Raw genomic sequence first — 12,763 nt, 5'->3', positions numbered from 1 at the left:
GTGGATTGAATCCTGGGTGTGATTCGTTGGCGCGATATAGCAGAAGGCAGAGGGCAGAAGGTTTATTATTGATTAAATTGAGAGGTTATCGCTAACTATCATAGGGTACGGCAATGCCGTACCCCTACCCAATCAATTATCTCTGAAATGCGGTAGGGGCACGATACCATCGTGCCCTGATATAGGGCTTCTCTCGCCTACGACAAACAGGATTTTATCAAGTTATGTCTCTTTCTTAAACGAATTCACCCGTCGCAAGTCTAATGTCAACGGATATTCCGGACTCAATGATAAGGGTGGAATCGAAATTATTCCCGGTGTATGATCCTGGGGAATAAACCGTTCCAAAATCCGCGACTCCGCTTCTCGGTGATTAACGGGAAACTTATCATAAACGATGCCATTGGGATGATTAACATGATAGCGACAGCCGCCAATTGAGCGTTGCGTCCAAGTATCTACAATGTCAAAGACTAACGGAGAATGCGAATTAATTGAAGGATGCAATAACGCCGCATATTCCCTGGCGCGGAAGCGTACCCCACCCACATAGTCTCCCGGTATTCCGGTAGACTTTAATGGCACTGGATTCCCATTACAAGTAACCTGATAACGGGACGAAAAATTATCTCGATTGGGGGAATGTCCCATAGCTCCCCGCAATCTTACCTGTATCCGTTCCATAGAAGAATCCACATAACGAGCGGTTCCCCCATTACCCGTTTCTTCCCCTAAAACGTGCCAGGGTTCGATCGCGTGTCGTAATTCTAACTCTATTCCCTCTCGGCTAATCTCGCCATAGCGGGGGAACCGGAACTCAAAAAATGGCTCAAACCACTCCCATTGAAACGGATACCCCGCCTCCTGTAACTCGCGGATCACCTGCCGCAAATCCTCGCCGATGTAGTACGGTAACAGAAAGCGATCGTGCAACATTGTACCCCAGCGAATTAAATTCTGGGTATAGGGATGCTCCCAGAACCACGCCACTAGCGCCCGAATTAGCAGCATTTGTAGTAAACTCATTCTCAGATGGGGTGGCATGGCAAACGCCCGAAACTCCAGTAATCCCAACTGATTGCGGTAATTTTCTACCGGATACAGCTTATCAATACAGAAGGCGGTGCGGTGAGTATTTCCCGTTACATCAACTAAGAGATTCCGTAACAGTCTGTCTACTAATTCTGGCGCTACATCTTCACCCGGCTGTAACGTTTGAAACGCAATTTCTAACTCATACAAACTTTCATGGCGTGCCTCATCTACACGGGGCGATTGACTGGTGGGTCCCACAAATAACCCCGCAAACAAATAGGACAAACTGGGATGATTTTGCCAATAACTAATCAAACTGCTTAATAAATCCGGACGCCGTAATAGAGGACTCTCTAATGGAGTTTTGCCGCCAATCGTAATATGAGCACCTCCCCCTGTACTTACCCGCCGTCCATCTAGGGTATATTTTTCAGTTCCCAGACGACAAAGCCGTGCCTCTTCATACAGGGTTGTGGTAATATCAACTAATTCTTGCCAACTTCCGGCTGGATGAATGTTAACCTCAATCACACCCGGGTCAGGCGTAATTTGAAACCCTTCAATTCCCGCATTACTGGGAGGCGTATAGCCTTCAATTAACACCGGAATTTTGACTTTAGCGGCGGTTTGTTCAATCGCAGTGATTAAATCTAAGAAACTTCGCGCCGACGTTAAAGGCGGTAGGAAAATATGTAAAATTCCTTGGCGAACTTCTACACTTAACGCAACCCGAATGCTATTGTCAGGCGAATCAATAAAGTCAGGACTAGGTAGGGCTGGATTCGCCTCCAAGGGGACAATTCCTTCCTGTACCAATTCCTCAGACCAATCGATGGAATTCAGGGGTAAACGGAATCCGGCGGGAGAATCACCCACTAACAAATTCAGCCTCTCATCAGGGAATCGCCAATGACAGGTACTCCAATACAATTGCTCATCTTTTAATACAGGTAATATCGGTAAAACATACCCACCGATGTCCCCTTCATATTCATAGGCGGGAATAATACAGTCAGGATTAACACCTAGATGCTTCGCTAACGCCTGAATAAATATCTCCCCCTGTTTTGCTGTATGTCCATAATCCTTGCCTTCTTCTGCATACCACTCTCGATTCCGCCAAATGGGACGACCATCACTGCGCCAGTAGCATCCTAAAGCCCATCGGGGTAAAATTTCACCGGGATACCATTTTCCTAACCCATAATGCAGTAATCCACCGCCCTTAGAAAACCGGGATTCTAAGCGTTTGAGTAACTGTCCGGCAATTTTGCGTTTCTCGTCCCCAAGGGCGGCAATTTGCCATTGGGGAGATTCAAAATCGTCAATGGAGACAAAGGTGGGTTCACCTCCCATGGTTAAACCCACACCTGCACGGTGTAGGGTTTCGTCTACGGCTTTGCCTAAACTATCAATCTGTTGCCATTGGGCTTCTGTATAGGGTTTACTGGGGCTGGCGATGTTCTCATGACGCGACACCTTCACCGCAAACTCTAACTGAGATTGACAGGGTTCACTTGTACCCATCACCGGAGACGCCGCCTCTGGGGATGGAGTACAGACGAGGGGAATATGTCCTTCCGCCGCTAAGTAGCCGGATGTGGGATCTAATCCAATCCAGCCAGCGCCGGGAAGATAGACTTCTGCCCAAGCGTGAAAATCGGCACAATCGGCTTCGATGCCTGGGGCTCCATCGACAGGGGGATTGTCTGCTTTGAGTTGAATCAGATAGCCAGATACAAATCGCGCCGCTAAACCATAATGTCGTAATATTTGCACCAGTAACCAGGCGGTATCGCGACAGGAACCGACTTTTTTGGTTAGGGTTTCTGCACAGGATTGAATCCCGGTTTCTAAGCGTATGGTATGAGTAATATCCTGGGCAAGCTGTTGGTTAATAGAGCATAAAAAATCGGTAGTGTAGATATCCGTTTTGCGATTGTTTTCTAGCCAAGCAGATAATAGTTCCCCTGATTCCGTTATGTCTAAAAAGGGACTCAGTTCTTTTTGAAGCTGGGGATCATAGTTAAAGGGATAGCGTTCAGCATACTGTTCAACCAAAAAATTGAAGGGATTAATCGGTTGCAGTTGGGCAATAATATCGACTTCAATCGCGAGAGTATCGGTAGGCTTGGGGAAATTCAAGCGGGCTAGGCGGTTCCCGTAGGGGTCATTTTGCCAAGTCAAGCTATGCTCTTGAGGCTGGATAGTTAGAGAATAACTTTGAATGGGTGTGCGACAGTGAGGGGATGGATGTAATCCTAGGGTGTGAGGACCAAGAATAACGGGGCGCTCGAAGTGATAAGCAAGTTGATGATTTAGGCTAACTTTAATGGGCATTGGTCATCCTTTTGTCATTCGTCATTTGTCTTATGTCATTCGTCATTTGTCATTCGTCATTCGTCATTCGTTATGCCTGTTGCCTCATCCCAACCGTCAACATTAGTTTTGTCCGACTACTTATGTTAAGGCGTAGGTTGGATTAGAGTTTGGAAGCAAACCAGAGTTTGTTGGGTTGAGCGAAGTCGAAACCCAACCTACATAATGGCAAGATCTGAGTTAAATCCAAGCGACTGGATTGACACACCTAAAATGGTGGATTAGTCGATTTTATGGGCGCACGCTATGCGCCCCTACGGTTTCTGGATGGAAGTTGTAGGTTGGGTTGACGCAAGGAAACCCAACGGAATCTAATCCACCGAATTAGTTATGCTACACCACGATGACTTGGCAATCGATGGTGTACCTTGTTCGAGTTTCTTCGATCGCAGTTAATTTAGCTGATGTCCGCAACTTGAACAAAAGCGATCGCTAGGCGTCAGGGATGAGCCGCATTGAGGGCAAAAGCTTTTACTGCTTTGAGCCGGAGATGAAGATGACTTCGGTGATCCCATCCGCATCTCCATATTGCCCATTCGCATTTCCATGGGGTTCATGTTCATTTGCATGTCTCCCATATTCATCGGCTTCATCGGTTCCATGGGTTTCATTGGTTCCATGGGCTTCATCGGTTCCATTGAAGGCGTTGATGAAGCGGGTGTGCTATCGACTTGCTGCACTTGCATTTGTTGGGAACTACTAACAGACGGAGTTCCACTGGTTACGCTCATGCTGCTTCCTTGCACTTGGATAAAATGATCCCCTTGCGCTGTAGAAATCTTTAACACCACACCATTAGGCGTGCGGAATACCTCCGGCGGTGATGTCCAGTTTCCGGTTTGAAACCCGTTACTGGCTTGTTGCTGTTGTCCTGGACTACCACTGAGAGTGGTGACAACTGTCTGTGTTCCTTGATTATCGAGGTAAACTCTGTGGCCCGTGCCTATCTCGCATACGTAAGCCATAATAACCTCTCCCAAAAAATTCTCCTTATATCATTATTCAGGGGAAAGGCACCATTGGTGAAACTTCTTAACAATTGTGTTAGATCACATCCCATCAGTCAGTCAGCAGGGGTGAGGATCTTCATTTGTCATTTGTCAGGGAACAGGGAACAGGGAACAGGGAACAGGGAACAGGCAATGGGCAATTGGCAATTGGCAATGGGCAATTGGCAATTGGCAATGGGCAATTGGCAATGGGCAATTGGCAATAGGTAAGGTAGAGTTTTGAGTTAACTTACTCATCTCCCCCTGCTTCCCCTGCTTCCCCTGCTCCCCCTGCTCCCCCTGCTCCCCCTGCTCCCCCTGCTTCCCCTGCTTCCCCTGCTCCCCCTGCTCCCCCTGCTCCCCCTGCTCCCCCTGCTTCCCCTGCTTCCCCTGCTCCCCCTGCTTCCCCTGCTCCCCCTGCTTCCCCAGCTCCCCCTGCTCCCCCTGCTCCCCCTGCTCCCCCAGCTCCCCCAGCTCCCTCTTCTCCCCTCCTCAGTGCGAATCTCCAAGCGGAACCTCTAGGCGTTTCTGGGAAACTATCCCATGTAATGCCACAGTCGAGGTGGTGCGATCGGCGAAAATTGGCTTCTGGGTTCCCAGCATTTCCAGAATCATCTGGAAGTTCTTGGCATCTAAATCAGCGGTGCGTTCTTGTTCACCATCAGCATAAGTAAACCAAAAGTGACCTTTGTTTTCCAGAGATTTCCACAATGCCTGATAGCTGGTAATTCGTTTCATCTCACCTGCTTCATATCATGTCCGGTTGAATGCTTACACGTTGGTACTGCCCAAGGCAGATGGCAGATGGCTCCAGGATTCCAAGATGAATGAGGGAATGAGGGCGATAAGGGAGATAGGGACTCTCTTTTTAATGCTTGCACTTAATCGGGGCGGGTTTAGTGGCATCTGGGAGAGATCAAAAACGATAGTTGTAAAACCCGTCTCTACACAACACTCTCCTTTTTTTCACCTCCCCCATCTTGCCTATCAAAACCGAGGCTGAGAACCCCCGTGTCCCTTCACTTCGTTCGAGGGCAAGTTTAACCGGGGGATGAAAGCTTCGATAAGGTTTTAACCTAATGTGTCCTGTTTTACTTCGGCATATTGTCGAATAGCCTCCCTGATTAGCTCGTTTATTGACCTTTCGGTGCTTGCTGATAGTCTTTTGAGCGCCTCATACTCTTTGTCTGACAACCTCAAGTTGTATCGTTGCATAATCCCATATTTGTGCTAATATAATACCACCTTAGCAGCACAGGATGAGAAACTCCAAAAACAAACGTGTTAGCTAAGTTACTAGTAAAATTAAGCTGAGAGATAAAGTGAAGTGATGCGGTTTTAACCCGTCACTGAACAAGGTCTGGCGAATCCACGTTTTTCAAAGCGTGGAGAAGTCAACTCTGTTCCAATTATGCCCATGCTCCAGTCTGGATATCATTGTCGGGCCAATGTACGGCAACAGCAGATGTGGAGTGATCGCCGAAAATCGGCTTATCTGTATCTAAGATATCGAGCATGATTCGGAAATTGTCTGCATCTAAATCTTCCGTGCGTTCTCTATCGCCATCAAAATAGGTAAACCAAAAGTGACCTTTATTATCCAGGGGTCTCCACAGTGCCTGATAACTGGTAATCCGTCTCATTTGCATTTCAGGTTTTTTCATATCTGGCTGACTTTGAATGCTTTTACTTTCCATCGTTGACAGATGCCCCTGTTGCGTTTTAGTTCTAATTATTTATGTACTTATGTTTCGATTTTACGCTAAAGCTTCCCCAATAGCTGAGGAGGCGATTGAAATCGCGGAACTACACAAACAAAGTCCGCCTGCGCGGACTAAATTCATAGCTATGGGAAGGGCGCATCGCTATGGGAAGGGCGCATCGCTATGCGCCCCTACGTGTCCGCTTAATGTTGATTAATTACGCCCCATACTTGCGTAATCGTCCTGCATGTGCCAACGCTAATCCGATCAACTGCACTCCAGGACGCAATCCTAACATCCCCCGCCCACAAGCATATTCATCAAATGTCGCGACATCATCCACTTGGGCATATTTACTATGAATCATCACGGGGACAGGATGCCAACTGTGTTGTCCCATTACCGCCGGGGTGGAATGATCCGCACTCACGACTAACACATCGGGATTGAGTCCAGTAACTAAAGGCAAAAGCTGATCCACTTCTTCAATGACTTTTACCTTACCCTCGAAGTTACTATCTTCTCCCTTACTATCGGAATGCTTAACATGGAGGAAATAGAAGTTGTACTTTTCCCCATAAACCTCTTGTAGCGCTTGAAACCGTTGTTTCATGCCACCGGGACGGGGGACAACATTCATGCCGATTAAGCGACTCACGCCGCGATACATGGGATAATCAGCCACACAAACACCATCGAGTTTAAAGCGATCGCGGATGGCTGGCAAGGGTTGATAGCGTTCAAACCCACGCATTAAAATCCCAGTAGCTTGGTCTTCATCGGCTAAAACCTGCTGTACCTGATCAATAAACGATCGCACTAATTCGGCGGTTTTCTGGGAGTCTTCTGATTCAGGCGTCGGATCTTTAGCGGGAACGCCTGTGGTTTGCGGATCAGTATCCGGTAAATTTCCCCCTAATCCCTGACCCCGTAACACAAATACCGCCCGGTGTTCGCTGACGGTTTCAAAGAAATAGTCCCCTTCAAAATCCAAGCTAACCTTGTCTCGAATCTTTTCACAGAGACGGCGATTCACATCCGTCGCAATTCGACCCGCCCGTCTATCGGAAACATTACCCTGTTTATCAATCGTGGCAAAATTCACCCGCGCGGCGATATCATTTTCCTTAAGGTCAAACTCGATTCCCAACGCCGATAAAACACCGCGACCCACATTGTATTTCAGGGGATCATAACCAAATAAAGACAAATGACCCGGACCACTACCCGGTGTAATTCCCGGACCGACAATTTCCAATAGACCACAACTCGATTCTTGTGCCAATTTATCTAAATTCGGCGTCTGGGCGACTTGCAATTCCGTCCCACCTTTATCTGGATCAGACAATCCGCCCACCCCATCTAGAATTAAATAAACAATCTTACCACCTTGTTGCCAAGCTAAGTCTTCCCAAACTGTACTAATATCCATAATAATTCGTTTCCCTTGAGCGTCCCTCACTGGCATTGTTAACTGAATTCAGCGAAATAGGCAATTCAACTTAAGGTAGAAAGCTTTTCAATTTGGAATTTTGAAGTCTTACAGACCAATTTAATTACTATACCAACGCTCTCCAATCTATCTACCTTAAGGTAGATATTATTTTTTTCTCTGGGTAGAAGTCAAACGAAGTAATCACCGTTAAGCTTCTTTTAGCTCAATCAAGCAAATCGTGCCATTTTCTGCCAAATTTGGGAGTTAAGACAACCCAGCAGCCTTAAGAGCGCGTTTTGACATAATTTATTTACTCAGAAGGTATACATGTGAAGAGTTTCGCTTTCAGACAAACCTGTTCTTTGATCAGTACTATTGCCTTAATAATAGTATCGAGTATACCGTCAGTTCGAGCGCAAACGGCGGAATCCTCTCCTCACCAAGGAATAGATGCACCCTATCCGTGGCAAAATGTTTCTACCCGTGCGGAAAGTTTAAAATCTCCTGGACGTGCAATTTCTCTTGATCAAAGGAGGTTCCCAACTAATCCTTCACAACTCAACCGCACTGGCGATACAGGAAATATACTCCCCGCAACTCCCCCACAAAACCTGGCTCAGCAAACCGTACCTCCACCGGATGCTCCAACCGAACCCCTGGACATTGATACAACAGATGTGTCGCCCGGTCGAGCAACTCGTTCAGGTTCCAGCTATATCGGAATTGGCGGTAATATCGGAGTGGGAGATGGTGATACGGCTCTGGGTGAAACAAGCTTCGCTGTCTTCAGCAAAATTGGCTTAACCAGCAATGTTTCGGTTCGTCCATCAGTCCTCATCGAAGATGAGCCAACGATTCTGCTACCTGTCACCCTCGACTTTACCCCTGCTGTCACCGACGTGACGGTAGATGTAACTGAAGACGTGGGCGCTAGAGTATCTCCTTATGTTGGCGCTGGAATCGCTATCTCGACAGGAGATGACAGTTCAGTGGATTTGCTGGCTACGGGAGGTGTGGATGTACCGTTGACGACTCAAGTAACAGCAACGGCTTCCTTAAATATCTCGCTGTTTGACAACCCGGCTGTGGGATTGTTGTTGGGAGTCGGTTATAACTTCCAATAATTGGCAGGGTTGATGGTTGATGGTTCATGGTTCATCGCCATCAACCATCAAGGATGAACCATGAACATCCTCGCCTTGCTCAAGTTTGTGATCTAGTTAACATAGGTTTGTCCGGAAATCTTTTCTAATCTAAATCTAAAGAGTGATGCATTCAAAAATTAATTGAATTACATTTCCTCTGTGGGTAAACCAGAGGAGGCTTGATCATGGCGTCAGACTATGAGACTCAAGACGCAACAGAGACATTAACGATAGAAGGACTCAGTGCGATCGCACTCGCACCCATTGTACTTCCCGCCGCCGCTATACTGGATCAGCCGTTAGCCAAAGCTGCACTTAAAGAAAGCATTGCTTTTTCCCAACGCTGTCAGGAAGCCGTAGCCCAAGCCAGAGAACGCCTCGATGATGCGATGGCGGAGATTCAGGCGGATTTAGGGGAACAACAGCAAGCAGAAGCCAATGGGAAAGCTGAACCCACCTATGTTCCTCATACAAAAGCCCGGGCATTTACTGAGGTCATGGATTCAATGGATGACCTCAATGAACAAGTGAAACAGTTAACCAATGGGGTAGCCGATTTACAGGTGTTTTTATCCATAGGATTTGGCGCATTGGCGGTGCGACAGTTACTGACCAAAGGATTACAACTGGATGACGTTCCTTGGATTACGTTTGCTTGGTATTCCTTTGATAGCTTTGTTAAACTCCATGACCGAGATAAATCGCCATTACCTCCAGGAAAAGAGCAAAAAAGGATGACGGATGAAGAATAAAAATGTAGGGGCGGGTTTTACAACTATCATTTTTTGTCTCACCCGGATGTAACTAAACCAGCCCTGACCTAACCGTTCAATTATCACAAATAACGAATGACCAATGACAAATGACAAATGACCAACCACATTCAAGCCATTCATACTCGCGTAAACGGAAGGGCAAGATATAAGGTTAATGCCCTTTACCATTCGCCATCCCTAAAGAAATACCTGGAACGACAACTCTCAGATCGGGCAGAAATTCGGCAGATTTCGGCTAACCCGTTAACGGGTAATCTTCTGGTTTTATTTAATCCTGATAAACGTCACAATCAGATCGCCGAGCTGATTGAAGACGTGGTATTAGATTATGAAAAAAATCAGAAATATGAATCAAAAAAACCTCAAGCCAAATCTGAGACAAAACCAGCGGTTGAACCCAGTGAAGATCAACCGACCAAAGACTGGCATTTGATGGATATTGAGGCGGTATTGGAGGCGTGGAATACCTCAAAAGATTCCGGATTATCGCCGGATCAAGCTGAATCAAACCTGAACAATTATGGTACAAACACCTTAGCCGAATCTGAGTCTCGTTCTGATTGGGAAATCTTAAGCGAACAGTTTAACTCCTTACCTGTCGCCTTACTCGGTGTCGCCGCTGGTATTTCGCTGCTAACGGGCGGATTTGCCGATATGTTAGCGATTGTGGGTGTAGTTGGCGTGAATGCGGCGATTGGCTACACCACAGAAAGTCAGTCGGAAAAAATCATTCGTTCTCTGAAGGGCGATCGCGAATTATCTGCCTTGGTGATGCGAGAGGGGACACAGCAAGAGATTAATGCTGATGATATCGTTCCCGGTGATATTTTAGTCCTGCAAGCGAGTAATTATGTTGCGGCTGATGCGCGATTAATTGAAGCCGATAATTTGCAAATTGATGAGTCGGCTTTAACGGGTGAAAGTCTTCCGGTTCACAAAACCACAAAACCGCTAGAAGGTCAAGACGTTCCCTTAGCTGAACGGGAAAATATGGCGTACAAAGGCACATTTATCACCGCCGGAAAGGGATTGGCGGTGGTTGTCGCCACGGGAAAATTTACCGAAATCGGCAAAATTCAACAAATGGTGGGTGAAACCACAGCAACGGAAACCCCTCTGCAAAAACAACTAGATGAAGTGGGATCTCAATTGGTGATGTTAGGGGGCGGAATTTGCACCCTGGTATTTGGTTTAGGATTGCTGCGAGGGTATGGTTTATTACCGATGCTGAAAACCTCCATATCCCTAGCCGTTGCGTCTGTTCCCGAAGGACTTCCGACAATTGCCACGACAACATTGGCACTGGGAATTCAGGATATGAGAGAGCATAACATCCTGATTCGGGGTTTGGATGCAGTTGAGGCATTGGGTTCAGTACAAACGGTTTGCTTAGATAAAACCGGAACCATTACCCAGAATAAGATGATCGTGACCGAAGTGCATACGGCGATGGGGGTTATTACCCGATCTGAGGATCACTTTGTCACAGAAGATGACCAACCGATTAATCCCCAGGATTATCCAGAACTATTAAAACTGATTCAGGTATCGGTACTTTGTAGTGAAAGTGAGGTGAATCGCAGCGAAAACGGCGACTATGAGGTGAATGGATCAGCCACAGAAAACGCCCTGATTTATATGGCGATTCAGTTTGAAATTGATGCGATCGCGCTGCGACAGGAGTATCCTTTAGTAACGATGAATCCCCGCAGCGAAGGGCGGAATCTAATGAGTACGGTTCATAAAACCGATGAATCTCACAAGTTTGTCGCCGTGAAAGGAAGTCCGGCTGAAGTCTTGGAACTGTGCAATTCCTGGATGAAAAATGGAAAAATTCTCCCCTTGAATGATGAGGATAAACAAGCATTAGAACTGGAAAATGAGAAAATGGCGGGTAAGGCGCTACGAGTGTTGGGAGTGGCGTACACCACGATAGAAAACTCTGATAAAGACGCAGAAACTGACCTAATTTGGTTGGGACTTACGGGAATGGCAGATCCAATCCGTGAAGGGATACCTCAGTTGATGGAAGGGTTCCATAAAGCGGGGATGAATACGATAATGATTACCGGGGATCAAAGTCCCACAGCTTATGCGATCGCCAAAACCTTAAATCTGAGTCGCGATCAGCAATTAGAAATCTTGGATTCCTCTGATTTAGCCCATTTTGACCCAGAAAAGATGCAAGCTTTATTTGATAAAGTAGATGTCTTTGCCCGAATTAGTCCAGCCGATAAATTACAAATTGTCCAAGCTTTGCAAGCATCAGGACAAGTTGTGGCGATGACAGGAGATGGAATTAACGATACCCCAGCGTTAAAGGCGGCGAATGTGGGAGTCGCCATGGGTTCCGGCGGCGGTGAGGTGGTTCACGAGGTTGCTGATGTGGTGGTTGAGGATGACAACCTACAAACCCTAATTAATGCCGTGAGTCAGGGACGCACGATCTACAACAATATTAGAAAATCCGTGCATTTTCTCCTCTCTACCAACCTCAGTGAAATTATGGTGACGACGATGGCGACGGCGATGGGATTAGGAGAACCTCTGACTGCCATGCAACTGTTGTGGTTAAATTTAGTCAGTGATATTTTCCCTGGACTTGCCTTAGCATTAGAACCGCCTGAACCAAATGTTTTAGAATCATCCCCTCGTGATCCGGAGGAACCGATTATCAAGGAATCAGATTTTGCCCGAATTGCTTCGGAATCGGCGGCAATTTCCCTGAGTGCGATGACGGCTTATAGTTATGGTCTTTTAAGATATGGTATGGGGCAAAAGGCAAGCACAATTATTTTTATGAGTCTAACCATGGCACAAATTTTACACACCCTAAGTTGTCGTTCGGAAAGCCAGAGTATTTTTGATGTTGATCAAGATCCCTTGCCACACAATCCTTACATGGATGGGGCAATTATTGGTTCCTTTGCCATTCAACTTTTGCCGACAATGGTTCCAGGGTTAAGAACGTTGTTAAATCTGGCGCCAGTGGATGTTCTGGACTGTCTGGTGATTGGGAGTAGTGCTTTCGTACCTTTCGTGGTGAATGAAAGCACCAAGAAGCAAAATTTTGATCTCAAAATGTCACAGCAGGAGACGTAATTTGTCATTTGTCATTTGTCATTTGTCATTTGTCCTCTGTTGAAAACTGCTTGCACTCTGTCGGGGCGGGTTTAGGGACATCAGGGTCAAAATCAAACGTTAGCGGTAAAACCCTCCCCTACAACTCCCTAAACTTCCCCATCTCCCCCATCCATTTCCCCCATCTCCCAGACGTTCCACCGGAACGTCTCTACAACCC

The 12,763-nt window shown here is 46.6% G+C and carries 10 protein-coding genes; 3 read left to right on the top strand and 7 right to left on the bottom strand.

Features of this window, described 5'->3' with window-relative positions:
* Positions 1 to 222: 222 nt before the first annotated feature.
* The 7 genes from RIC07_RS31875 to RIC07_RS31845 form a co-directional block, all read right to left on the bottom strand.
* Positions 223 to 3,375, bottom strand: a complete 3,153-nt coding sequence (locus tag RIC07_RS31875) for a transglutaminase family protein (protein ID WP_446398020.1) — start codon at positions 3,373 to 3,375, stop codon at positions 223 to 225.
* A gap of 431 nt (positions 3,376 to 3,806) precedes the next feature.
* Positions 3,807 to 4,379 carry a zinc ribbon domain-containing protein gene (locus RIC07_RS31870; RefSeq protein WP_446383358.1) on the bottom strand — a complete coding sequence of 191 codons (573 nt, stop codon included), beginning with the start codon at positions 4,377 to 4,379 and terminating at the stop codon, positions 3,807 to 3,809.
* A 135-nt stretch (positions 4,380 to 4,514) separates the two neighbouring features.
* Positions 4,515 to 4,661 (bottom strand): alpha/beta hydrolase, encoded by a 147-nt coding sequence (locus RIC07_RS31865; RefSeq protein ID WP_446398019.1) that lies wholly within the window; start codon positions 4,659 to 4,661, stop codon positions 4,515 to 4,517.
* A 234-nt stretch (positions 4,662 to 4,895) separates the two neighbouring features.
* Positions 4,896 to 5,141: a hypothetical protein gene (locus tag RIC07_RS31860; protein WP_446398018.1), complete on the bottom strand. Its 246-nt coding sequence runs from the start codon at positions 5,139 to 5,141 to the stop codon at positions 4,896 to 4,898.
* A gap of 333 nt (positions 5,142 to 5,474) precedes the next feature.
* Entirely contained in the window at positions 5,475 to 5,618 is a 144-nt protein-coding gene (locus RIC07_RS31855) for a ribbon-helix-helix protein, CopG family (RefSeq protein WP_446383354.1), read from the bottom strand.
* A 194-nt stretch (positions 5,619 to 5,812) separates the two neighbouring features.
* On the bottom strand, positions 5,813 to 6,067 hold the full coding sequence (locus tag RIC07_RS31850; protein ID WP_446359448.1) for a hypothetical protein: 255 nt from the start codon (positions 6,065 to 6,067) through the stop codon (positions 5,813 to 5,815).
* Between the two features lie 256 nt (positions 6,068 to 6,323).
* Positions 6,324 to 7,574 carry a 2,3-bisphosphoglycerate-independent phosphoglycerate mutase gene (locus RIC07_RS31845; RefSeq protein WP_446398017.1) on the bottom strand — a complete coding sequence of 417 codons (1,251 nt, stop codon included), beginning with the start codon at positions 7,572 to 7,574 and terminating at the stop codon, positions 6,324 to 6,326.
* A 329-nt stretch (positions 7,575 to 7,903) separates the two neighbouring features.
* On the opposite strand from RIC07_RS31845, the gene RIC07_RS31840 reads away from it, so the two are divergent.
* The 3 genes from RIC07_RS31840 to RIC07_RS31830 all read left to right on the top strand — a co-directional run bounded on the left by RIC07_RS31840 (position 7,904) and on the right by RIC07_RS31830 (position 12,564).
* On the top strand, positions 7,904 to 8,665 hold the full coding sequence (locus RIC07_RS31840; RefSeq protein ID WP_446398016.1) for a hypothetical protein: 762 nt from the start codon (positions 7,904 to 7,906) through the stop codon (positions 8,663 to 8,665).
* Between the two features lie 206 nt (positions 8,666 to 8,871).
* Entirely contained in the window at positions 8,872 to 9,438 is a 567-nt protein-coding gene (locus RIC07_RS31835) for a hypothetical protein (RefSeq protein ID WP_446398015.1), read from the top strand.
* 117 nt (positions 9,439 to 9,555) lie between these two features.
* Complete coding sequence (locus RIC07_RS31830; protein WP_446398014.1) at positions 9,556 to 12,564, top strand: HAD-IC family P-type ATPase; 3,009 nt, start codon at positions 9,556 to 9,558, stop codon at positions 12,562 to 12,564.
* Positions 12,565 to 12,763 lie beyond the last annotated feature (199 nt).

This window comes from Coleofasciculus sp. E1-EBD-02 (genome assembly GCF_040218245.1).
Classification (GTDB): domain Bacteria; phylum Cyanobacteriota; class Cyanobacteriia; order Cyanobacteriales; family Coleofasciculaceae; genus Coleofasciculus.
Note: the sequence above shows the minus strand (reverse complement) of the source record. Positions and strands in the feature narration are given on the sequence as shown.